General features: G+C 38.8%; 22 protein-coding genes. 18 read left to right on the top strand and 4 right to left on the bottom strand.

Annotated elements, in window-relative coordinates; translation table 11 throughout:
• The first annotated feature begins 201 nt into the window (after positions 1-201).
• The 5 genes from AC4PHI_RS12030 to lsrF are packed head-to-tail and all read left to right on the top strand — an operon-like array spanning position 202 to position 5,729.
• The gene (locus AC4PHI_RS12030; RefSeq protein WP_492200068.1) at positions 202-1,692 is read left to right on the top strand and encodes a sugar ABC transporter ATP-binding protein; all 1,491 of its coding nucleotides are present in this window, start codon (positions 202-204) and stop codon (positions 1,690-1,692) included.
• Entirely contained in the window at positions 1,693-2,670 is a 978-nt protein-coding gene (locus AC4PHI_RS12025) for an ABC transporter permease (protein ID WP_492200067.1), read from the top strand.
• Positions 2,671-2,690: 20 nt separating this feature from the next.
• Positions 2,691-3,728: an ABC transporter permease gene (locus AC4PHI_RS12020; RefSeq protein ID WP_492201598.1), complete on the top strand. Its 1,038-nt coding sequence runs from the start codon at positions 2,691-2,693 to the stop codon at positions 3,726-3,728.
• A gap of 1 nt (position 3,729) precedes the next feature.
• On the top strand, positions 3,730-4,827 hold the full coding sequence (locus tag AC4PHI_RS12015) for a substrate-binding domain-containing protein (protein WP_492200066.1): 1,098 nt from the start codon (positions 3,730-3,732) through the stop codon (positions 4,825-4,827).
• Between the two features lie 20 nt (positions 4,828-4,847).
• Positions 4,848-5,729, top strand: a complete 882-nt coding sequence (lsrF, locus tag AC4PHI_RS12010; protein WP_492200065.1) for a 3-hydroxy-5-phosphonooxypentane-2,4-dione thiolase — start codon at positions 4,848-4,850, stop codon at positions 5,727-5,729.
• Positions 5,730-5,986: 257 nt separating this feature from the next.
• On the opposite strand, the gene rpsD is transcribed toward lsrF, so the two are convergent.
• Positions 5,987-6,598 (bottom strand): 30S ribosomal protein S4, encoded by a 612-nt coding sequence (gene rpsD, locus AC4PHI_RS12005; protein WP_492200064.1) that lies wholly within the window; start codon positions 6,596-6,598, stop codon positions 5,987-5,989.
• A 278-nt stretch (positions 6,599-6,876) separates the two neighbouring features.
• Between rpsD and AC4PHI_RS12000 the strand changes: the two genes are divergently transcribed.
• Genes AC4PHI_RS12000 through AC4PHI_RS11985 form a run of 4 tightly spaced genes read left to right on the top strand, consistent with a single transcriptional unit; the run spans position 6,877 to position 9,418 of the window.
• The gene (locus AC4PHI_RS12000; protein WP_492200063.1) at positions 6,877-7,281 is read left to right on the top strand and encodes a CidA/LrgA family protein; all 405 of its coding nucleotides are present in this window, start codon (positions 6,877-6,879) and stop codon (positions 7,279-7,281) included.
• Positions 7,259-7,969, top strand: a complete 711-nt coding sequence (locus AC4PHI_RS11995; RefSeq protein WP_492200062.1) for an LrgB family protein — start codon at positions 7,259-7,261, stop codon at positions 7,967-7,969. The genes AC4PHI_RS12000 and AC4PHI_RS11995 overlap by 23 nt, the downstream gene beginning before the upstream one ends.
• Positions 7,970-8,029: 60 nt before the next feature.
• Positions 8,030-8,632 carry a DNA alkylation repair protein gene (locus AC4PHI_RS11990; protein ID WP_492201597.1) on the top strand — a complete coding sequence of 201 codons (603 nt, stop codon included), beginning with the start codon at positions 8,030-8,032 and terminating at the stop codon, positions 8,630-8,632.
• Positions 8,633-8,644: 12 nt separating this feature from the next.
• Positions 8,645-9,418 carry a Cof-type HAD-IIB family hydrolase gene (locus AC4PHI_RS11985; RefSeq protein ID WP_492200061.1) on the top strand — a complete coding sequence of 258 codons (774 nt, stop codon included), beginning with the start codon at positions 8,645-8,647 and terminating at the stop codon, positions 9,416-9,418.
• A 93-nt stretch (positions 9,419-9,511) separates the two neighbouring features.
• On the opposite strand, the gene def is transcribed toward AC4PHI_RS11985, so the two are convergent.
• Entirely contained in the window at positions 9,512-10,093 is a 582-nt protein-coding gene (gene def / locus AC4PHI_RS11980; RefSeq protein ID WP_492200060.1) for a peptide deformylase, read from the bottom strand.
• 280 nt (positions 10,094-10,373) lie between these two features.
• Between def and rpsO the strand changes: the two genes are divergently transcribed.
• The 5 genes from rpsO (at position 10,374) to rpmG (ending at position 17,866) form a co-directional block, all read left to right on the top strand.
• Positions 10,374-10,643, top strand: a complete 270-nt coding sequence (gene rpsO / locus AC4PHI_RS11975) for a 30S ribosomal protein S15 (protein ID WP_492200059.1) — start codon at positions 10,374-10,376, stop codon at positions 10,641-10,643.
• Between the two features lie 185 nt (positions 10,644-10,828).
• Positions 10,829-12,952: a polyribonucleotide nucleotidyltransferase gene (gene pnp, locus AC4PHI_RS11970; protein ID WP_492200058.1), complete on the top strand. Its 2,124-nt coding sequence runs from the start codon at positions 10,829-10,831 to the stop codon at positions 12,950-12,952.
• Between the two features lie 466 nt (positions 12,953-13,418).
• Positions 13,419-15,365, top strand: coding sequence for a threonine--tRNA ligase (gene thrS, locus AC4PHI_RS11965; RefSeq protein ID WP_492200057.1), 1,947 nt, complete (start codon positions 13,419-13,421; stop codon positions 15,363-15,365).
• Positions 15,366-15,508: 143 nt separating this feature from the next.
• Complete coding sequence (locus tag AC4PHI_RS11960) at positions 15,509-17,587, top strand: peptidoglycan D,D-transpeptidase FtsI family protein (protein ID WP_492200056.1); 2,079 nt, start codon at positions 15,509-15,511, stop codon at positions 17,585-17,587.
• 129 nt (positions 17,588-17,716) lie between these two features.
• Positions 17,717-17,866: a 50S ribosomal protein L33 gene (rpmG, locus tag AC4PHI_RS11955; protein ID WP_126806574.1), complete on the top strand. Its 150-nt coding sequence runs from the start codon at positions 17,717-17,719 to the stop codon at positions 17,864-17,866.
• Positions 17,867-18,113: 247 nt separating this feature from the next.
• Here rpmG and AC4PHI_RS11950 read toward each other — a convergent pair whose 3' ends face one another.
• Positions 18,114-19,397 (bottom strand): InlB B-repeat-containing protein, encoded by a 1,284-nt coding sequence (locus tag AC4PHI_RS11950; protein ID WP_492200055.1) that lies wholly within the window; start codon positions 19,395-19,397, stop codon positions 18,114-18,116.
• Positions 19,398-19,754: 357 nt separating this feature from the next.
• Positions 19,755-20,525 carry a DeoR/GlpR family DNA-binding transcription regulator gene (locus tag AC4PHI_RS11945; protein WP_492200054.1) on the bottom strand — a complete coding sequence of 257 codons (771 nt, stop codon included), beginning with the start codon at positions 20,523-20,525 and terminating at the stop codon, positions 19,755-19,757.
• A gap of 164 nt (positions 20,526-20,689) precedes the next feature.
• Between AC4PHI_RS11945 and ulaG the strand changes: the two genes are divergently transcribed.
• Genes ulaG through AC4PHI_RS11925 form a run of 4 tightly spaced genes read left to right on the top strand, consistent with a single transcriptional unit; the run spans position 20,690 to position 24,054 of the window.
• The gene (gene ulaG / locus AC4PHI_RS11940; protein ID WP_492200053.1) at positions 20,690-21,757 is read left to right on the top strand and encodes an L-ascorbate 6-phosphate lactonase; all 1,068 of its coding nucleotides are present in this window, start codon (positions 20,690-20,692) and stop codon (positions 21,755-21,757) included.
• A 15-nt stretch (positions 21,758-21,772) separates the two neighbouring features.
• Positions 21,773-22,234: a PTS sugar transporter subunit IIA gene (locus AC4PHI_RS11935; RefSeq protein WP_492200052.1), complete on the top strand. Its 462-nt coding sequence runs from the start codon at positions 21,773-21,775 to the stop codon at positions 22,232-22,234.
• An 11-nt stretch (positions 22,235-22,245) separates the two neighbouring features.
• Positions 22,246-23,727, top strand: a complete 1,482-nt coding sequence (gene ulaA, locus AC4PHI_RS11930) for a PTS ascorbate transporter subunit IIC (RefSeq protein ID WP_492200051.1) — start codon at positions 22,246-22,248, stop codon at positions 23,725-23,727.
• Positions 23,728-23,751: 24 nt separating this feature from the next.
• Complete coding sequence (locus tag AC4PHI_RS11925) at positions 23,752-24,054, top strand: PTS sugar transporter subunit IIB (RefSeq protein ID WP_492200050.1); 303 nt, start codon at positions 23,752-23,754, stop codon at positions 24,052-24,054.
• Position 24,055 lies beyond the last annotated feature (1 nt).

Here is a 24,055-nt window from a genome sequence, read left to right as displayed (position 1 = left end):
TATGTATACCTATTATAACAATTGTTTATCCTTTTTTCAACTAAACGCTAATATTTTTTTGTTGACACATTCAATTTCCGGGTGTATGATCTATTTATAGGTGAGAAAGCGCTTAAAATGACAAGCGGACAAATATTTTTTTCTGTAAATTTTATACAAATGTTTATAACTATAACTAAAGTTTTAAAAGGAGGATTGGAAATGGAAAAAGAACCATTGTTGGATTGTCGTTCGATTACTAAATCTTTTGGGGATAATCATGTATTAAGAAATGTCAATATGCAGCTTTTTCCGGGAGAAGTTTTATCCATTGTGGGAGGGAACGGAGCTGGGAAAAGCACACTTATGAAAATAATTATGGGAATTTACAGATGTGACAAAGGGGACGTATGTGTTAGGGGCACAACGATAGAAAAACATACACCTGCTACAGCCCTTTCGAACGGTATCTATTTAGTTCCCCAAGAACCGATGCTATTTTCTAACATGACTATAGAAGAAAATGTGTTAATGGGTTTGAAAGGTAAAAAAAATGCTAATAGGAAGAAACTGGATGAACTGATTAAAGAATTAGGATGGGAAATTGATATCCAACGACAAGCTTCAACCTTATCAATAGCAGAGCAGCAGTTGATTGAAATAATAAAAGGACTTATAAGAGACTCTAAAGTACTAATACTAGATGAACCTACCAGTTCTTTAACTTTCAATGAAATTCAATCACTGTTTGAAATCATAGAAAGTTTAAAAGAAAAAAAAGTCGGCATCATATATATCACTCATAGATTGAATGAAGTTTTTGAAATTTCGACCAAAGTTGCCATAATGAGAAACGGTCAAATTACTATAGAAGGTGATGTATCTGAGTTTACTAGCGAAATGCTGATTCAAGGCTTGTTGCCTGATGATACTGAACTTAATTCTTACAACAAGAAAGAATCAGAAGTGGCAACAGATGGAAAAGATGTTCTAAGAATAGAAAATTTGTATGGCAATGGGTTTAGTGATGTTAGTATCACAGTTCGAGAAGGTGAAATCCTTGGGTTAGCTGGAATTGTAGGAGCTGGCAGGACTGAATTGGCAGAGACGGTTTTTGGTCGAGACAAGGTTAAAAGTGGGAAAGTATTTGTCGCAAATAAGGACATCACGGGACTATCAACCAGTGCAGTAATCAAATCGGGCCTAAATTATGTTCCGGAAGACCGTTTTAAAAATGGAATTTTTAAAATAAGTGACATAGGAATGAATATTTCATCAGCTTCTTTAAACTCAATGGGAAGAATTTTTGTGAATCGTCATTATGATGAGCTTCTCTACAAGGATTATAAAGAATCTTTTGGGATTAAATCCACGGGCATTGATCAAGAAATTGGCAATCTTTCGGGAGGAAACCAACAAAAAATTGTTATCGCCAAAGCATTGGCTTCGATACCTAAGATATTGATTTTGGATGAGCCTACTAGAGGAGTCGATGCGGGTGCCCGTGAAGATGTCTATAGGATTATCTACAAGTTAAAAGAACAAGGAGTTGCGATATTATTGATTTCTTCAGATATGGAAGAAATAGTTCAATTGTCTGACCGGGCGTTGACAATGCATTCTGGGCGTATTAATCAGGAACTATTGGGAGCTGATATCACTCCGGATAATTTAATGAGTGCTTCATTCGGAGTACTTGAGGAGGCAATTTAGATGAAGAAAATCTTAAAGTCAAGGGAATTTATGTCTTTAGGTATCATCGTTTTAGTTTTTTTAATGGTGGGACTGCAAAATCCGGATTTTCTATCAATGAAAAATATTTTTCAAACAATAAATGGCAGTGTTGTTTATGCCTTGGTAGCTTTAGGCATGGCATTCGTTCTGTTTGTTGGGGAAATTGATGTTTCTATTGGGGCCACATTAGGTTTTTCAGCTGCTCTGGCAGGTAATTTAATAGTGCAAGGGCATTCGCTTTTTATTGTGATACTTGCAACTTTTATCTTTGGTATCGTAGTCGGTGCTATAAACGCACTAGGGGTTCTGTATTTCAAAATACCTTCTATCATAATGACACTGGGAACTAATGGAATAGTTAGAGGATTGATTTATGTGTATACAGGCGGGAAATGGATTGAAAATTTGCCGCTGGAGTTCAAAACTCTTGCTCAAAAAAATGTTTTTAATACATTTTCACTTTTCTATAGTCTTGTCCTGTTTTTCGCACTTGTAATTTTTATTATCACAATTAAGACTGCTTTCGGAAAAACTTTTAAAGCAGTGGGAGATAATGAAGATGGTGCTAGGTTGATTGGGATATCAATTGTAAAAACCAAATTGCTAAGCTTTTTGATTTGTAGTGTTTTTGCTTCAATGGCGGGAATAATGTATGCAAGTCGTGTAGGTTTTATAACACCGACTGCAGGTTTAGGATATGAAATGACAGCAATAGCAGCTTGTGTCATTGGTGGGATCAATCTAAATGGCGGTGTTGGTAGTGTCTGGGGAGCCGTGACCGGATCGATTCTAATGGCATCCATCAGTCGGGTCTTAGTTTTCTTAGGATTTCCGTCCACATTTGATAACACAATCACAGGATTTATTCTGATTGTAATTGTTGTTTTTGGGGCGGTAATGAATCAGCGGTCAAACGAAAAATTACGACAATCTAGATTAGCTGCGCGAAATGATTGATTGGAGGGAACGTGGTGGAAATGGTTAATGGTGATAAAGTTTCTTCAGTAAAAAAAACGAAAAAATTTCGCCTGAAATGGAGGTGGGAATACTTTTTACTGATGCTTTTATCTGCTGAGATAGTCGTATTTGGCGCTTTAAATCCGCGGTTTCTAAATCCAGTTGTCTTTCTGGGAAGTATTAATGACTTTATGCCTATATGTATTATTTCTTTGGCAGTTACTTTTGTCATGATTACTGGAGGAATAGACATTCAAGCGGGATCGGTCGTGGGTTTAACCTCTATTTGTATAGGACTTTTATGGCAAGAAGTAGGCTTAAGCATTTGGATCGCGTGTTTGCTTGGTTTATTGATAGGTGCTAGTAGCGGACTGTTCAGTGGTTTTTTGATAGCGAATACAGATGTCCAGCCAATGGTTATTACACTAGGAGGCTCATTCCTGTTTTCTGGTATAGCCTTAGCAATCACTAGCGTTAGTTCGGTTGAGTCTTACAAGGGGATCAGTGGTTTTCCGCAAGAATTCACTGAGCTCTTTAGAGGGAATCTATTGGGGATTCCAAATCAAGTTTTAATATTCATTGCTTTAATATTAATTTGTTACGTTCTTCTTCATAGAACCCAATTTGGCAGAAAAATATTTTTAATTGGGGTCAATCGTAATGCTGCCGAGTATTCTGGGATAAAATCTAATAGGATTATTATGAGTACATATGTTATATCAGGTATTAGTGCAGCTATTGCAGGAATTGTTTTGACTGGATACTTGGGAACGGCTAAAGCTGATTTTGGGAAAGAGTTGACCCTGCCCATTATTACAGCAGTTGTTTTAGGAGGAACTTTAAATACTGGGGGAAAGGGGAATGTTTTAGGAACTGCATTAGCTTCAGTAGTAATTGGGATAATGAGATTTGGTCTGTCAATGTCGGGTGTCAATACACAGTATTTGGATATACCCGTGGGAATACTTTTGATTGTTTCGCTGATATTGCGTTCTTTTATTGACGGAGGTATTGCCAGAAAAGTAATTAATAAAATAATAAGAAAGAAGGAGAAATGATATGAAACGAAAATTTGGTGTAGGTTTAATGTTTTTATCTTTAGTCTTATTAGCAGGATGCGCTGGGGGATCTGGTGGCGAAAGCAAAAAGGAAGCTAACGGTGAAAAAGATTCGAAGGATAATTTGGTAGTTTTTGTTCCTAAGTTGTCAGGAAATGCATTCTTTGAATCAGGTAATGATGGGGCTCAAGAAATGGCGAAAGAAAATGGGTTTACGGTGAAATATGATGGGAATCCGGAAGCATCAGTTGCTAACCAAGTGACGATTATTAATAATGCTATTCAACAGGGGGCGGATGCTCTTTCGGTTTCTGCTGTTGATGCTACGGGGTTGGATGATGTGTTGAAACAAGCTAAAGAAGCAGGTTTAGCAGTAACAACCTGGGATTCAGACGTTTCAGAAGATGCCCGTACATTGATGATATCTCAAGGAACCCCTGAACAACTAGGTGAAATGCTAGTCGAAATGGGAGTAGATGGATTAAAAAATAGAGGAAAAGATCCTGAAAAAGATACAATCAAATATGTTTGGCATTATTCTCAATCAACTGTAGCAGATCAAAATTCTTGGCAAAAAGCAGGTGAAGAATACATTAGCGAAAAGTATCCGAATTGGGAAAATGTTGCTTCGGATAATTATTATAGTGAGCAGAACGCAGAAAAAGCTATAACTGTCGGTGAAGCGATTCTTTCAGCGCATAAAGACATAGACTTGATAATTGCCAATGATTCAACTGCTCTTCCTGGACAGCTTCAAGCGGCCCAAAATAATGATTTAACTAAAGACGATGTGACGATAACTGGTTTTGCTTCACCTAATTCTATAAAAGACTATGCTGAAGCTGGAGTGATTGACCGGTGGGGATTGTGGGATGTCAAAGTTCAAGGAGCGATGGCAGTATATTTGGCTAATTACTTAGCTTCTGGAAATGAAGTGAAAGTTGGTGATATTATTGAAATCCCTGGCATTGGTGAAGTAGAGGTGCTAAACAACAGTGTATTGAATCCAGATGCAAAAGATATGAAAGATTCAGGTGTGGTAGTGTTGCCTGAAAGAACAGTTTTTACTATTGATAATGTGGATGATTATGATTTTTAAGAAAATAGGAGGCGCATAGGATGGCAGATTTAGATGGATTGAAAGTGGCTAAAAATTATCATTTAGATAAAAAAGTTGATGTTGGTGGAGATTTTCATGTGAAAGGGGCCGCTCACCTTGATTGGGGGATGAAAAAAAGGTTAACAAATATTTTTAATCCTGAGAGTGGAAAAACAGTTATGTTTGCTTTTGATCATGGTTATTTCATGGGATCAACAGCAGGTTTGGAAAGGCTAGACATTATTATCCCTGAGGTAATTGATGATGTGGATGTTTTGATGGGGACTAGAGGTGCTTTGAGGACAAGCGTTAATCCGGCGACGAATAAAGGTATCGCTTTGAGGACGACTTCGGGTTCTTCAATGCTGCAGGATGATTTAAGTTTTGAAACAAATGCGGTTGATATTGATGATGCGATTAGAATGAATGCGGATTGTATGGCGGTACAGACCTTCATAGGTGCAGATGGACAATTATCCAGTTTGAAAAATTTGTCCGATACTGTTAATTTAGGTTTGCGATACAGTATTCCTACCATGGCGGTGGTTGCTGTAGGTAAAGAAATGGAAAGAACGGACCGTTTCTTTAAATTGGCTACCAGAATAGTCGCTGAGCTAGGCGCTAATATAGTAAAATCATATTATTGCGATAATTTCTCTGAAGTTGTTTCAGCATGTCCAGTACCGATTGTTGTAGCAGGAGGGAAGAAGTTAGCCGAGGAAGATGCCTTGAAATTAGCGTATAATGCTATTTCTGAAGGAGCCGCTGGATTAGATATGGGAAGAAATATTTTCCAAAGTAACAATCCTAGTGCTATGGCAAAAAGTATCGCGAAAATTGTTCATGAAGGATTTACTGATAGAGAGGCATTTGAATTCTACACAGACTTAATAAACAAATAGCATCACTCCATTTTGGATTAAAAAGCCTTGAAAATTTCTTCTTTTTTAAAGAAAAAATTGGTTTCGATTAAATGGAAGGTTCTAACGCTTGGATTATCACGAGGTGTTAGAACCTTTTTTGTGCGAAAGGCAAGAACTTCTATAATAGGTGGAAATAATTGCTTCTTCTTTAAATTATTTTTCCGCATAAATTGGTTGAACAAACAGAAAAGCACTTAACCCTTATCAAAAAGGATTTAAGTGCTTTTAGTGCGATCTTAAAGTTTTTTGTTGTAGAACTCAACGATGAATGACTCATCGATTTCTTGGGAAAGTTCTTCACGTTCAGGTAAGCGAGTTAGGCTTCCTTCAAGTTTTTCATCATCGAAACTAACATATGCAGGGCGGCCAAGTGAAGACTCGACTGCTTCCTTAATAACTGTTAGGTTTTGAGATTTTTCTTTCACAGAAATTACTTGTCCAACTTCCACTTGGTAAGATGGGATATCTACGCGTTTGCCGTCAACTAAGATGTGACCATGGTTGACCAATTGACGAGCTTGACGACGAGTAGTTGCCAAACCTAGTTGATAAACAACATTATCCAAACGTTGTTCCAACATAATCATGAAGTTAACCCCGTGTTTACCTTCTTTAAGTTTGCCAGCTTTGATAAATGTGTTAACAAATTGACGCTCATTCATACCGTACATATGACGTAGTTTTTGTTTTTCCGTCATCTGCATCCCGTATTCAGATTTTTTTCCACGGCTGTTTGGTCCGTGCTGACCAGGTGCGTATGGACGACGTGCTAATTCTTTACCAGTTCCAGAAAGTGAAATGCCTAAACGGCGGGAAACTTTCCAGCTTGGTCCAGTATAACGTGACATTTAAAATTCCTCCAATATAATGTGTTTGGAGTAAAATAATCGATTGAAAACTTTGTATTCGTTCAGTTCATCCTTCAATCTTCACCTTTGCAGCCGCGGTTACACAATTGAACCCACAAAAGGCGACAAACTGTTTACGAGCTTACATATTTTCTAGCTGCATTATTTTACACGCCTATTAGTATACCTCATTTTTTAATGTAAAGTCAATTATTACCCAATATTAATTTCGTTGTCTGCCTTTGTTTATGCTATAATTATTTTGAAGGTGGGTTTTTATGAAAATTTTACGTGAATTATTGATAATTTTAGCATTTACTTTCTTAGGAAAAAGTTTACAGGTAATCTTTCATTTGCCAATTCCCGGGAGCGTTCTGGGAATGATTTTTTTATTGGCAGCTTTGGCCTCCGGTTTGGTGAAAGAGAAGCAGGTAGCACTGGTGGGGGATTACTTATTAGAGATTTTGAGTATTTTCTTTTTACCGGCAGGAGTGGGGCTGATGCTTCATTTTGATTTAGTCAAGGGCAGTTTGTTAAAATTGCTGCTGATTTTACTTGTGACCTTTGTTGTGTCCCTGTTTGTTGTGGGGAGAGTGTCTCAATGGCTGAAAATGAAGAAAGAAGTTTCCAAAGTAAATATCACAAAGGAGGATGTCGAACATGCCACAACAATTGACGAGTGACCCGATGTTTGGGTTTGTATTAACACTGGCAGTCTTTCTCCTTTTTAGATGGATAGAAAGGACGAGAAAATTAAAATGGCTAAACCCTTTAGCTTTTTCGATTGTGACTATCATCCTCCTTTTAAGTGTGTTTAATATTTCATACGAAGACTATTTCGTGGGAGCCAAGTATGTGGATATGTTTATTGCTCCGGCAACGGTGGCGCTGGCAATCCCTCTTTATCGTTCTCTGCATTTGATAAAAAAGCATTCATTATCCATCATGGTGGGTATTGGAGTAGGTTCACTGTTAAATATTATTATGGTTCTAGGATTGGCGGCATTGTTTAAATTGGATAAAGTTTTGGCGGCGTCTCTTGCGCCAAAGTCGGTCACTACCGCTATTGCCATAGACTTGTCCACACAAATGGGCGGTGTGGCAGCTATTACAGTGCTGGCGGTGATTATCACAGGCGTTTTTGCCCCTTTGATGGCGATACCGTTTTTGCAGTTGTTTTCTATCACAGATCCTATTGCCCAAGGGTTGGCCTTGGGGACCACTTCTCATGCCATCGGGACAAGTACAGCGATGGAGATGGGAGAAGTTCAAGGAGCCATGTCAGGGTTGGCAATCGGGTTGGCAGGAATCGCCACAGTTATTTTTGCACCGATATCCATGGAGCTGGCTACGATTTTTTGGTTTTCTTAAAAGGAGCTGATGAGATTGAAGCATTTGATTATCTCGTTACCTGTTCATCCTGAAAAACAAATGGAAATGGCGAAGTACATGAAAAACAAATTTCCTTTTTGCGGTGTTCCTGCTCAAGAAAGAAGACTGCTGTCCAAAGAATTGATCAAAGAAAGCAAACATCTGTCTGTTGACGATGTTATGGCGCTGATTGCTGATTATTATGGAAAAAAAGAGCGGGAGTATCAGTACATAGCAATCGATATAGCGATTGCCAATGTTAAGAAGCTGACTCTGAGCGAAGTCATGCAGCTCAGTGAATATGTTACTGAGAAAGCATGGTGGGACAGTGTGGATGCTTGGCGAAAATTTTTTGGTCTCTGGACACAGCAAAATATGAGTTGTTTTGAGGAAGTTTTTGATTTGTTTTACCAGAGTGAAAATTTTTGGATGAGACGCGTAGCTATTAATTTGCAGTTGATGTTTCGCGAAAACACCAAAACTGATTATTTGGAAAAAAGTATTTTAAAAGATTTGAGAACAGAGGAATTTTTCATCCAAAAAGCTATTGGCTGGTCGCTTCGCCAGTACAGCAAAACTGATCCGGAATGGGTACGTTTATTCCTCTCAAAGTATGACTTGAGCAATTTGGCCATTCGGGAAGGAAGCAAGTATTTATCATGAAAGAGGGAAGCAATGACAAAAAAATTAATTGCGTTTGATTTGGACGGCACATTGTTAAATGATCAGCGGCAAGTGACAGCGCGTAGTAAGAAGCTGATTCGCCAGTTGCAGGCTGACGGTCATTTTGTAATGATTGCCACAGGAAGAAGTCTGTCAACCAGCAGAGGCGTTATTGAAGAATCGGGCATCCATCACTATGCTTTGTGCAATGGGGGATACGCTTTTGTTGATCATCAGCTGTCCTATGAAAACCCTTTGTCGAAATCTGATTTGGTGGAGCTGATGAATCTTTGCAATGAGTGGCAGCTAGACGCTATCTATCATTCAATTGAAGGGATTAAAAGCAATCGCAAGCTCCTTGACCCTGAATTAACAGCACGGCTGAAGGAAATGTACGGTGCCGAACTGGCACACGGGGTAGATGTGGAGCAAGATAGGATCTTTCAAGCCACCATCTATATAACTGTTGAACAGCAAAAGAAATTCGAAAAAAATCTTGACAGGGTGCGGTTGACCCGCTGGGGAGATTTCGGTGCAGATGCCATCCCTGCTTCAAGCTCTAAAGCAAAGACGATTCAAGTGCTGGCAGAGAGAAATGGGATTAAAACAGAAAATATCATCACATTCGGCGATGGCGAAAATGATATTGAAATGCTGCAGGAAGCTGGGATAGGGATTGCTATGGACAATGCTTCCGGTAAGGTTAAAGAGTTTGCCGATATGGTCACTAAAAGTAATGATGACGATGGTATTTATAGGGCGTTGAAAGAATTAGAATTGATTTAAAGGCTCAGAAAAATTAAACTGCTCCTCCCGGTCATGATAGCTCATGGCTGAGAGGAGCAGTTTTGCTGTAAACATTTTTTCAAAAAATTTATTTTACAGCAAAGTAATTTCTTTTTGCAGTGCAAATGGGTCTTGTTCGTCAATGCGGTCGAAAAACATAATGCCGTTAAGATGGTCTATTTCGTGCTGGACCACGATTGCCTCATACCCTTTAAATTTTTTCTTTTGAAGCACGCCATCAACGGTGTAGTAGGTGATAGTGATCCGCAAATTTCTGACGACCACACCTTCAACAGGGCGGTCGACGGATAAACAGCCCTCCCCATCTTCCAATCCTGCTAATTGAACGGAATGGCTGATGATTTTCGGATTGACCAGTACGTCAGAAAATAAAGTCGGCGCTTCGGTATTTTCCGGGTCCTCTGAATCAAATGCCGGATTTGGAATACGTACAGCGATGATTTTTTTCGAGACATCCAGTTGAGGGGCAGCCAGTCCCACTCCGCCACGCAAGTCATATTCTTCAGCCAACTGGGGATCTTGACTGTTTTTTAAAAATTCCATCATATCTTTTGCTAATTGTCTGTCTTCATCTGATAGAGGAAACGTAACCTCTTCAGCAATTTTTCGTAAAGTAGGGTGTCCTTCCCTAATAATATCTTCCATTGTGATCATCTAAAAATACTCCCTTTCAATTCTTCATTTTACCATAGACTGAAAAAAAGTGAGATGATTTTGCAATAAAAAATTATTGAGTTTTCGTCAGAATATTTTTCTAGTGCTCACGAGTGCTATTCTCTATTACTTAGAGGCAAATCTGTGGTTTCTTCTTGCTTTTAAGCCTGCCATCATGTAAAGTATTACTGTACGAATTGTACCGTCCATGACTTGGTTAGACGATTCACCAACGTGTTACTCAGTTATCGGATGACTAAAGAAGAAAGAGGTGGAGTCAATGGCAATATCCAAAGAAAGAAAAAATGAAATCATTGCTGAATACGCTCGTCATGAAGGAGACACTGGTTCTCCAGAAGTTCAGATTGCAGTTTTAACAGCTGAAATCAATCATCTGAATGAGCACGCGCAAGTTCACAAAAAAGATCATCATTCTTACCGTGGACTAATGAGAAAAGTTGGTCATCGTCGTAACTTGCTTGCTTACTTGCGTAACAACGATGTACAACGTTACCGTGAGTTGATCCAAAAATTAGGCTTACGTCGTTAATTTTTGCAAAAACTTAAGGAAAGTGGGGTTCTTTATGAATCTCGCTTTCTTTTAGTATTGAAAACTATCAAAATCGAAAAGATGTTGTGTTCTTCTACTATACAAATGTGAATAGTTTTGTATAAAAAATATTGACATTTGTCTAGTAGACCATCATTCTTTTCAAATACAAAGGAGCAAAAAGAATGTCAGAAAAAAAAGTATTTTCCACCACTTGGGGAGGACGTCCTCTTTCAGTAGAAGTGGGGCAATTAGCCAAACAGGCAAATGGAGCAGTGTTGATTCGTTATGGTGATACCGTAGTCTTAACTGCTGCAGTTGCTTCAAGAGAGCCAAAAGATGTAGATTTCTTTCCGCTAACAGTCAATTATGAAGAAAAAATGTACGCAGTCGGAAAAGTTCCCGGCGGTTTTATTAAACGTGAAGGTCGTCCAAGTGAAAATGCCACATTGACAGCACGACTGATCGACCGTCCGATTCGCCCGATGTTTGCAGACGGTTTTCGTAATGATGTACAAATTACTAATATCGTGATGAGTGTGGAACAAGAGTGCACACCGGAAATGTCAGCAATGCTGGGGTCATCTTTGGCATTGTGTATTTCTGATATCCCATTCAACGGCCCAATCGCTGGGGTAAATGTGGGACGGATTGATGGTGAATATATTTTGAACCCGACACCAGCTCAAGCAGAACTCTCAGACATTGACTTGAGTGTGGCAGGAACTAAAGAAGCCATCAACATGGTGGAAAGCGGAGCAAAAGAAGTTTCCGAAGAAGACATGCTGGGTGCATTGCTTTTTGGACACGAGGCAATTAAAGAAATGATTGCTTTCCAAGAAGAAATCGTTGCGGCAGTGGGTAAAGAAAAAATGGAGATTCAGTTGCTGCAAGTTTCTGAAGAGTTGCGTGCTGAAATTCATGAAGCCTATCATTCACGGATGACTGAAGCCATCCAAACAGAAGAAAAATTAGAGCGTGAAGTAAATATTGATGCAGTCAAAGCTGAAATCAAAACATTTTACGAAGAGAAATTTGCTGACGATAGTGAAGCTGCGAAAAAGATGAAAGAAGTTGCCCAAATCGCTGACGATTTAGAGAAAGATGAAGTCCGTCGTTTGATTACGAAGGAAAAGATTCGTCCTGACGGCCGTAAAATTGATGAGATTCGTCCATTGGCAGCAGAAGTCGGTTTGCTTCCTCGTGTACACGGCTCAGGATTATTTACCCGTGGACAAACACAAGCGATGTCAGCTGTCACTTTGGCGCCATTAGGGGAACATCAAATCATTGATGGACTGGGAATTGAAGAAAGCAAGAGATTCATTCATCATTATAATTTCCCGCAATTTTCAGTTGGCTCAACTGGGCCTGCCCGGGGACCCGGCCGTCGTGAAATTGGTCATGGTGCTTTGGGAGAGCGTGCAATGGCACAAGTCATACCTAGTGAAGAAGATTTCCCATATACAATCAGAATCGTTTCTGAAGTGTTGGAATCAAACGGTTCATCTTCCCAAGCAAGTATTTGTGGGGGAATCCTAGCTTTAATGGATGCTGGTGTTCCAATCAAAGCACCTGTGGCAGGAATCGCTATGGGATTAGTCATGGAAGGTGAAGACTATACAGTCTTAACTGACATTCAAGGGTTGGAAGATCACCTGGGTGACATGGACTTTAAAGTTGCCGGAACTGAAAAAGGAATTACTGCTTTACAAATGGATATCAAAATCGAAGGAATCACCGAACAGATTTTGACTGAAGCCCTTGCCCAAGCGAAAAAAGCCCGTATGGAAATTCTTGATGTGATTACTGGAACTATTGCAGAACCACGTGAAGAGTTGAGTCAATACGCACCTAAGATCGAAATGATTCAAATCAAGCCGGAGAAAATCAAAGACGTTATTGGTAAAGGCGGAGACACTATCAATAGTATTATTGACGAAACTGGTGTTAAGATTGATATCGATCAAGAAGGAAATGTGAGTATTGCTTCTGCCGATGCTGCAATGATTCGCAAAGCAATCGAAATCATCGAAGACTTGGTGAAAGAAGTGGAAGTTGGACAAGTTTACTTAGGAAAAGTTGTCCGCATCGAAAAATTCGGTGCATTTGTAAACTTGATTAAAGGAAAAGACGCTTTGGTACATATTTCCCAGTTGGCTCACGAACGTGTGAGAAGAGTGGAAGATGTATTAAAATTGGGAGATGAAATTCTAGTCAAAGTCACTGAAATAGATGCCCAAGGACGTGTCAATGCTTCTCGCAAAGCGATGATTCCTAAAGAAGATAAAAAAGATAGTCAAAAATAAAATATAAATAAAGAAACCTCAAGGCATTTAGCTTTGAGGTTTCTCGATTGTATCAGTGCTATTTTGACAAAGAATAAAGCAAAGTGAATATATGTGGAACGAATTACTCAATGCCAATTTTTAGCACTTACTTTCCCGCCACAACTTGCGAAAAAAAAAGAATTGTGATACTATTTCATCAACAAACCTGATAGATGATTGGATAAAGACACCTGAATTTGAATGCGTACTGCCAGAGAGGAAAAACGCGGCTGAAATTTTTCCAGTATTGCGCGAAGGATGACCACTTTTGAGAATTTAGCGGAAAGCTAAGTCGGTCGCACCGTTATCGCTTGTGAGAGAATATTGCATTCTAAAATTAGGTGGAACCACGAATAACTTCGTCCTGATGTTTTTGACAAATAAGTCAGAAACATTGGGGCTTTTTTTATCTTTTTATTTAATCAGGGAAGATGGAGGAAAAAACATGTCAAAAATAAAAATCACATTTCCAGATGGCGCTGTCCGTGAATATGAGTCAGGAGCTACTACATTTGAAGTTGCTGGGAGTATCAGCAAAAGTCTAGCGAAAAAAGCTTTGGCAGGAAAATTTAATGGAGAACTGGTAGATTTGGTTCGCCCTTTAGAAGAAGACGGTGCTCTTGAGATTGTCACGCCGGACCATGAAGATGCTCTTGGGATTTTGCGTCACTCTGCGGCCCATTTGATGGCAAATGCCATTCGGCGCATTTATCCTGAGATTCATTTCGGGGTGGGACCTGCTATTGATAACGGTTTTTACTACGATACTGATAATGGTGATTCACCTATCTCAGAAGAAGATTTACCAAAAATCGAAGAAAAAATGATGGAAATCGTCAAAGAAAACAATCCCATCGTGCGCAAAGAAGTTTCTCGTGAAGAAGCCTTAGAATTATTTCAAGATGATCCATACAAAATTGAATTGATCAACGATTTGCCGGAAGATGAAGTAATCACTGTCTATGACCAAGGAGACTTTGTTGATTTGTGCCGGGGTATCCACGTGCCGAGCACTGGACGGATACAAGTGTTCAAACTATTATCTGTTGCCGGAGCGTACTGGCGGGGCGATTCAAACAATCAAATGATGCAGCGGGTGTACGGTACAGCCTTTTTCGATAAGAAAGAATTAAAAGAATATCTTAAAATGCGCGAAGAAGCAAAAGAGCGTGACCACCGTAAACTCGGAAAAGAGTTGGATTTATTTATGGTCAGTCCTGAAGTAGGTTCCGGTCTGCCGTTCTGGTTGCCGAAAGGTGCCACTATCCGCCGGGTAATCGAAAGATATATTACAGACAAGGAAATCAGTTTAGGTTATCAACATGTTTACACTCCTGTGCTGGCTAATGTGGATTTATACAAAACATCAGGTCACTGGGATCATTACCATGATGATATGTTTCCGCCGATGGACATGGGCGATGGAGAAATGCTGGTGTTGCGTCCGATGAATTGTCCGCACCACATGATGGTTTACAAAAATGATGTTCACAGCTATCGGGAATTGCCGATCCGTATCGCCGAGTTGGGGATGATGCACCGCTATGAAAAATCAGGAGCTTTGTCGGGACTTCAGCGTGTGAGGGAGATGACACTTAATGATGGGCATACCTTTGTCCGGCCTGACCAAATCAAAGAAGAATTTAAACGGACGATTGAATTGATGGTGGCTGTGTATAAAGACTTTAATATCACTGAATACAGTTTCCGTTTGAGCTACCGTGATCCGGAAAACAAGGATAAATATTTTGATGATGACGAGATGTGGGAAACTGCCCAAAAGATGATCAAAGAAGCTGTAGATGAAATGGGATTGGATTATAAAGAGGCTGAAGGTGAAGCAGCATTTTACGGTCCTAAGCTGGATGTGCAAGTGAAAACAGCCTTGGGTATTGAAGAAACATTATCGACAGTTCAGTTGGACTTTTTGCTGCCGGAACGTTTTGAGTTGACTTATGTGGGCGAAGATGGAGAAAATACTCATCGTCCAGTAGTCATCCACCGAGGCATTGTTTCTACGATGGAACGATTTGTGGCACATTTGACAGAAGTTCACAAAGGTGCTTTCCCAACTTGGCTGGCACCTGTCCAAGGAACGATTATTCCAGTGAACCCGACATTGCATGGGGATTTTGCCTATGAGATTAAAGAGAAATTAACTTCTCAAGGACTGCGTTTTGAAGTGGATGACCGCAATGAGAAGATGGGCTACAAGATTCGGGAATCTCAGACCCACAAAATTCCCTACCAGCTGGTGGTGGGAGATCGGGAATTGGAAGAACAGACAGTCAATGTTCGACGCTATAACAGTAAAGAGACTACAACAATGTCGATAGGTGCATTCCTTGACCAAATATTGTCTGATGTGGGTTCTTACAGTCGGTCAGAATAAAAACGATAGAACTGGAGCAATCCGGTTCTTTTTTGATATGATTATTAAGAATGTCATTAATTGCATTAAATCCCTTTTTTTTTTTGAATGCATTATGTAAAATGGAGAAGATAAGATGGAAGAGGAAAGGAAACAAACGCAGCATGAAAAATTTATTAAACAAAATAAAGAGCAGTCAATCGGCTGTGAAAAAATCCCATATTCCTTTTCGTTTGAATTTTTTGTTTTTTATTGTCTTTGCTTTATTTGTGGCACTGATTATTCAGTTGGCATATTTGCAGATTGTCAATAAAGATTTTTTTGAAGCACGGATCCAGTCGGGACAAATCAATATTGTAGAGGGTCAGGCACCAAGAGGAATGATTTACGATGCCAAAGGAACAGTATTGGTGAGCAATAAAGCGAATCAGGCGATACTATATACGAAAAGCAAAACAGCGGCCACGAGCGACCTTTTAGAAGTTTCCCATAAGATAGCAGAGATTATTTCTGTTCAGCCGGACAAGTTGACGGAGAGAGACAAAAAAGATTTTTGGCTGGCCGATGAAGCTAATTTGGAAGAAGCAAAGAAACGTCTGACTGCAGAAGAAAAAGCTAAGAAAATGTCTGTTTCAGAAGAATACAGTACGTATGTAAGTAAAGTAACAGATGACGAAATAGATTTCGAACAGTCCACGCTTGCGGTTGCCACGATTTTTACCCGTATCAACGGTGCGTACGCTTTGCAGCCTGTATTTATAAAAAATGAAAATGTGACGAAGGAAGAAATTGCAGTTGTCGGTGAGCATATGGCTGATCTTCCCGGTCTGTCAACAGGTTTCGACTGGGAACGGGAATATCCGCAGGGGGATTCGCTGCGCAGTATTCTTGGAACAGTGACTTCTGCTAAACAGGGGATTCCTGAAGAATCTTTGGAGACCTACCTGTCAAAAGGTTATGCGATGAATGACCGGGTGGGACGCAGTTATTTGGAGCAGCAATACGAATCAGTCTTGAGAGGCACAAAATCCCGTTCTACTGTAAATTTGAATAAAAATAATGAGATAGAAAGTCAAGAACAAGTCTATGAAGGTGAAAAAGGGAAAAATCTGGTGCTGACGATTGATTTAGATTTTCAAAAGACAGTAGAGGATATTTTGAAAAGCAGCTACCAGGGAATGGTCAGTGCAGGGAAAGCTGAATATTCTGAAGGAGCGTATGCCGTAGCCATGAATCCGGAAACAGGGGAAGTTCTTGCGATGGCAGGGTTCGAACGGGACACTGAGACCGGCGAAATCAGAGAGGATGTCCTTGGTACAATCAATAAGGCTTTTGTTCCCGGTTCCTCCATTAAAGGCGCCACAGTAATGGCTGGTTATGAAAATAATATTTTGCAGAACAATGGTGTTTTAGTGGATGAACCGCTGTATTTTCAAGGTGGAACAATCAAGTCGTCTCTGTTCAATCCGCCTGCTTATGCCAGAGCAGTTCCGTTAAATACCGTGGAGGCACTGACGGTGTCCTCGAACGTTTACATGATGAAAATCGTTTTGTCTATGATGGGTGTGGAGTACAAACCTAATCTAGTGCTGCCTGACCGGACTGATTTATTTGAAACATTGAGAATAACTTACCGTGATTATGGACTGGGAACACAAACCGGTATTGATTTGCCGGGTGAAGCCACAGGGTATTCGCCAACGACACATTATGATGAAAATGGCTTGATTGCTGGGAGAATGGGCCACTTGCTGGATCTGTCCTTTGGAAACTTTGATACTTATACACCGATGCAGATGGCGCAATACGTATCAACGATTGCTAACGGCGGGAATAGGATAGCCCCGCGAATCGTCAAAGGTATTTATGACAATGATAAATCTGGTGATTTGGGTAATGTGGAGGAATTATTTGCTCCGACTGTTTTAAATGAAGTGGCGGAGAAAAAATATTTGGAAGTAGTCCAAGATGGATTTTATAATGTCGTCAACGGTACTGATGGTCGGCGAACTGGTGCAGGGCTGCAAGGAGCCGCATATACGATTTCCGCCAAAACAGGAACAGCTGAAACAGCAGTGGGGGACGTGGAATTGATCAACAGTACGATGGTTGCCTATAATACGGACGCCCATCCTGAAATAGCGGTGGCCGTGATGCTGCCTCATTTGAAAGATGATAGAAGTGGGTATAATGTAGCAATCACTAAAGAAATTTTCAATGCGTATTATCGCTTGACTCACTAATTTTTTGTAAAGTAGAACTACTTAACAAAATTTGCGAAAAAGCTGGAAAATCAAAAAAAATCATGGTATGATTACTGAGTGTGAGAAAGAACAAGACTCATAGTTTAAGATAAGTTTGGAGGGAACACGATGCGTGTACACATTACTTTAGAATGTACTGAATGTAAAGAGCGTAATTATTTATCTAATAAAAATAAACGCAACAATCCTGATCGTCTAGAGGTAAAAAAATATTGCCCAAGACAACGTAAAGTAACTTTACATAGAGAAACAAAATAGATTTTTTTTGATGATCGCTGTAACCCTTGTACCAGACGGGTTACAGCCTTTTTTTTTTAGAGATATTGACGGATGAACAAATTGACTGACAGTAACTTAAAATCCAATGTGTTCTACTAAAGTAGATATCGTTTTAATAGGTTTATGGGGTGGATTTATTATCATATAAAAAGCACCCCCATAAAATTGAAGAGTCAGTTCAACTTTTGGGGTGCAGTTCTTGCGCGAGGCAGGTTAGTCTTTAAAATTATGCTGTTTTTCGTTTGATATAATAAATGACGCTTGCAACGAATATTAAAATTGTTCCTAATAGCAGGGGTACAATAGTTTGCTGTTCACCAGTTTTTGGCAAGGATTTTTTTACCGGTTTTTTAGCAGGTTTGCTCGGCTTAACGAGCTTACTAGAATCGTCTGATGTATTTTTTTCTACATATTTGTAAACGTAGATAACTTCTTGTGTTTTTTCAATAAATTTACCTTCTGGAGTTCCAATTGTTTTTACGTATTGATAATTTGGGATTTCAAGAAGATATTTTTGATTGAGATTGAAGTTATCTCCGACATCTCCTGTAACAGAATATGGGGCGTGAATTTCTTCACCGTTTTCATCTTGATATTTGATTTCAACTTTCCCGATTTTAACTTCTTCAGGAAGCTTTTTCCATTTGGCGTATAAAGTAATATTTTGGTTAGCGGGAGTTTGGAAATCATATAGGATCGAAAGTTCTTCATCAATAAACCATCCTTCGAATGTATAACCTGATAATGAGGGATTAGCTGGTTTAGTGAACGATTCTCCTTCATCAACTGTTTGTGGAGCAACATGAGTTCCACCGTTACTATTAAATGTTGCTGTAAATTTGTTAATAATAGAAGTCCATGTGGCTTGATAAGTAACATTCTCTGTAACTTTTTCTGCTATTTCAGGTTCCCAACCAGAGAATGTAAAACCTTCACGACTAGGGTCGCCAACAAATTGAGGAGTGTTAGAATTTAAAAACAAATCAGGATAAGTTTGATCAGTGAAAAGTACTTCCCCATCGACTCCATCAGTATAAACAACAGTATACTTTTTAACAGGGGTAATAAATCCTTGACTTCCTCTCATTTCATATCCTTCTTGATTTGCTACAAAAAACAAATCTCGATCTTTATTTACAAACCCATCAATCTCAACTCTGAAGTTTCTGTACTTATCAACACCGAGTTCTGCACTTTGATCAAATATATAAGGTGCTGTAGTTTTACCTTCAAAAATAGGAGTTTCATTCGCATAATCTTCTATAACTCTAGAGCCGATGTCATCATAGACTTTTACATTGACATCTTTAATTGGTATATAATTCAATTCATTTGTTGTGACATTGACACCGATTAATGCTTCAAAAACAGCTTTGCCATTTTCTGGGTCTGGAGAACTCATTCCAATCCCTCTAATCCCTAATTCTTCAGCAGATGCATTTGCTGCAGTTGAAAGAAAAAATGTGAACGCCAAACAGAACATAACAAGTGTAGTGAGTTTTTTTTTCATGTTTATCTTCCTCGAATTCAATTTTTTTGTTTCCAACTTAACTGTACAATAAATAAACCAAAAATGAAAGTCTTTAAGTAAAAAAAAGTGAAAATCCTCTTGACATATAAAATGCTTTTATACACAAGAATCGTTCTTACGTGGCTGATGGAGAGTTTTTTGTCATGTTTATATAGTATAATCGCTTTCCTTTTAACTGCGGATAAATTTGGTATGTCTTTCTCCTTGATTATTCGTTTAAGTATAAATGCTTTTAAAAAGACATCTAGTGAGATTTTTTGTCAGAGGAGCTTTTTTACAAAACTATGCTCAATTCGAAAACATCTGCCAACGCCATTTGTTGACAGTTTTTTTGTGTTAATTGATTTCAATTTGAATAATTTCTATTCCTGTTTTTTCAAATTTTTTTAAAATATTTTGAGAGCTGTGTGTATCAGTGACCAAGTAGTTGAAACTGGAAAGATCAGCAATTTTAAATTTTGAAGTTCGACCAATTTTTCTATGATCGGCAACTAATACTCGATTGCGGGTTGTTCTATTGATCATGAGCTCATTGATTTTCGCCTCGTTAAAAACCTTAGTTGTGACCCCGTTTTCTAAATCTACACCGCTGCAACCGATGATACAAGTATCGGCATGAATAGAGGAAATAGTATCGACAGCGATGTCTCCTACCAAAGCTTCTTTTGGAAAACGCATCTCTCCGCCAGTTAGGATGTAATTGGAATTTTTACGATGTTTGCTATTGGACATTTTCAAGTTGTTAGATACCACCGTTATATTATCCGAAACAGTGTAATCCAGTGTTTTTAAAGCAGTTGAACTTGTATTGACAAAGACTGTGTCGTAGTGATTGATAAATGCCGCAGCTGCCCGTGCAATTTCATTTTTAATAAGTAAAGGGCCGGTTTCATCGAAATTTTCTTTGTTCTTATAGTTATAGAGACAGTAGCCATGGTTTCTAATAATTTCATTCTTTTCCTCTAAAATAATCAAATCTCTTCTGATAGTGCTTAACGAAGTATTTGTTTTATCCGCAAGTTGTTGAGTGGTGAGTTGTTCGTGTTTTTGCAACAAGAGTAAAATATCATTTTGGCGCTTATTTATATTTTTTACTGAGTTTTTCATCAGAAGACACCTCCAATATATGATTTATTATTAATTATAATATCATAAAAGCGCTGAAAAAACTTTGAAAAATCATATAAAAGCCAAAAAATCATATAAAAGTGTTTTCATCTGATTTTTTCAATGGTATCATGATGTTGAATAAAGAAGCGGAGGTAAGGTAAATGGGACAAAAAGTAAATGATATTACCAAACAAGATTGGGTTAATTCTGTATTCCCGGAGTGGGGAACATGGTTAAATGAAGAAATTGAGTCGACAGAAGTAGAAGAAGGCACTGTCGCTATGTGGTGGCTGGGCTGTACAGGTATTTGGATCAAATCACACGAAAATACCAACATTCTATGCGACTTGTGGTGCGGAACAGGTAAACGTACTCACGGAGATGGGATGATGAAAAAAGGGCATCAGATGATGAGGATGAGCGGGGTACGCAAAATGCAGCCAAACTTAAGGACACAGCCTTTCGTTATTGATCCATTTGAAATCAAAAATGTAGACGCATTGGTTGTCACCCACATCCATTCGGACCATTTAGACATACATACTGCTGCTGCGGTGAACAACAATTGTCCTGAAGCGAAATTTATCGGTCCTCAAGAAGTTGTTAATACATGGATTGGCTGGGGTATTTCCGAAGAAAAAACAATCGTAGTCAAACCTGGTGATTCTGTCAAAGTAAAAGGAGTCGAGGTGACAGCTTTAGAAGCTTTTGACCGGACAGCGTTGGTCACTTCAAATGATTCAGAAGAGATACTTAAAGGAAAAATGCCTCAAGATATGGATAAAATTGCTGTAAATTATCTGTTTTCAACTACAGGTGGAAATATTTATCATGCGGGAGACTCCCACTATTGTAACAAATTTGCTGAACATGGTAATAACTATGACATTGATGTTTGTCTGGGAGCATTTGGAGAAAATCCAAGAGGTATCACAGATAAACTGACATCTGTTGATTTGCTGAGAATGGCAGAGTCCTTGAACTCAAAAGTAGTCATTCCTGTTCACTATGATATTTGGTCCAACTTTATGGCAGATCCAAAGGAAATCACCGCTTTGTGGGAGATGAAGAAAGACCGTCTGAAGTATGACTTCAAACCTTACATTTGGCAAGTTGGCGGAAAGTTCACTTATCCAACCAATAAAGATGATTTGGAGTTCAATTATTATCGGGGCTTTGATGATGCATTTATTGATGAAAATGATACACCATTCCCATCATTCTTATAAGGAGAGAATAGCAATATGCTGAAATACTTTTATGATAACGACTTGATAAGGTACTCCGATAAAACAATCACTGATTGGGAGGAAGCTATCGAAGAAAGTTGTCAGATTTTAATGGAAAAAAAGATGATCGATCAGAGATATGTGGATGAAATCATTCGTTGTGTTAACGAGTATGGTCCTTATATCGTGATTGTTCCTGAAGTGGCAATCCCTCATTCTTCAGGTGAAAGTGAAGGAGTGTTTGATACAGCAATTTCATTTACAAAAATGAAAAACCCCGTTGTTTTTGATCCGTCAGATAGTGAAAAAGTCGCAACACTGTTTTTTACGCTAGCCGCAAAAAATCCCGAAGAACATATGGAAAACATTCAAAATTTATCTGAGATGTTGATGGAAGAGGGGCTGATAGAAAAATTAGTGAAGACCAATAATATTGAAGATTATAAGCTTGTGATGGAAGAATACAACTCACAATAAGGAGGAAGAAGATGGGAGATTTTCTACTAGGCATTTGGGAATATTTTGCAAAAAATATTTTAACCCAGCCGGCATATTTGATTGGATTTATTGTATTGATTGGTTATATTTTATTGAAAAGGCCGTTTCATGAATGCCTCGCAGGTTTTTTAAAAGCAACTGTTGGTTATTTTATTTTGAGCGTTGGTTCAGGAGGACTGGTAAATAATTTTAGACCGATATTAGTGGGATTGAAAGAACGCTTCAATTTGGATGCGATGGTGACAGACCCTTACTTCGGTCAAAATGCTGTAGATGCCGGTTTGATGGAGACTTTTGGTCGAACATTCGGAGACGTGATGATTTTACTATTGATCGCATTTATCATGAATATTTTACTCGTACGTTTCCAGAAATATACGAAGCTTAGAGCTGTTTTCACAACAGGTAATGTACAAGTGCAGCAAGCGGCGACTGCTTTTTGGATTTTACTATTTTGTTTCCCTGATTTAGGCAGAATCGAAGTTTTAGCCGTTATGGGATTAGTATTGGGCTGTTATTGGGCTGTGGGTTCCAACTTGACGGTTGATGTGACGCAAGATTTGACTGAAGGTGCCGGTTTTGCGGTTGCACACCAGCAGATGTTCGGTATTTATATTTTTGCGAAATTAGCAGAATTTATGAAGAAACGTGATCAAAAGAAAGGCAAGTCAGAAAAAGCGGATAAGAGATTGGAAGACATGGAGTTGCCAGGATTCCTTTCAATATTCAACGAGAATATGGTTGCCACTTCTCTTCTGATGATTTTCTTCTTCGGTATTATTTTATTGGTATTGGGACAGGACTATCTTATTGCAGCAGAGTTTATGGCGGAAGGACAAAGCTTCTTGTTCTACATTATGACAACCTCACTAAATTTTGCAGTGTATCTGGCAATTTTACAGTTAGGTGTCAGGACATTTGTTGATGAGCTGACCCAGTCATTCCAGGGAATTTCTAATACTATCCTGCCTGGCGCTGTACCAGGAATTGATGTGGCTGCGACATTCGGTTTTGGTTCACCAAACGCAGTGACTATTGGATTTTTATTTGGTGCCCTAGGACAGTTTTTGATGATCGGTCTTTTGATTCTAATGAAGTCTCCTACGATTGTTATCGCAGGATTCATCCCGCTATTTTTTGACAATGCAGTTATTGCTGTTTTTGCAAATAACCGCGGGGGCTTTAAAGCGGCATGTTTGTTTCCGTTCCTGTCTGGGATGATTCAAATACTAGGTTCAGCAATATTTGCTTCATGGATTGGCTTGTCTAAATATGGAGGCTACTTAGGAATGTTCGACTGGGCAACTGTTTGGCCGGGGTTCACCATCATAATGAAAGTTTTAGGTTATGTGGGAATTGCTGTGGTCGTTGTCATATTGTTGGTGATTCCTCAGCTTCAGTATCGTAAGAACCCTGAGGGATACTTCCAAATTGTAGAAGACTATGATGAGTATCAAAAAAGCAAAGCGTAAAGCATAAAATCAAGGAGGAAAAAAATGAGAATATTAATTTCGTGTGCGAACGGTTCAGGAACAAGTTTGATGATGATGAGAAGTGCAGAAAGAGCGATGAAAGATTTGAATATACCTATTACCAAAATACATCATTGCTCAATTTCAGAAGGAAAAAGTTCTGCGAGTCAGTATGACGTTATTTTTACGCCGATGAACTTCTTGAATATGTTTGAACAAGCAAAAAAGCAAGGTGTTACAGTGGTTGGCATCAAGAATGTGATGTCTCACAAAGAAATTGGAGAAAAATTTGCTGAAACGGACCTATATAAGTCAAGAAAAAAATAGT

Source organism: Vagococcus sp. QWL-13, from assembly GCF_058683555.1.
Note: the sequence above shows the minus strand (reverse complement) of the source record. Positions and strands in the feature narration are given on the sequence as shown.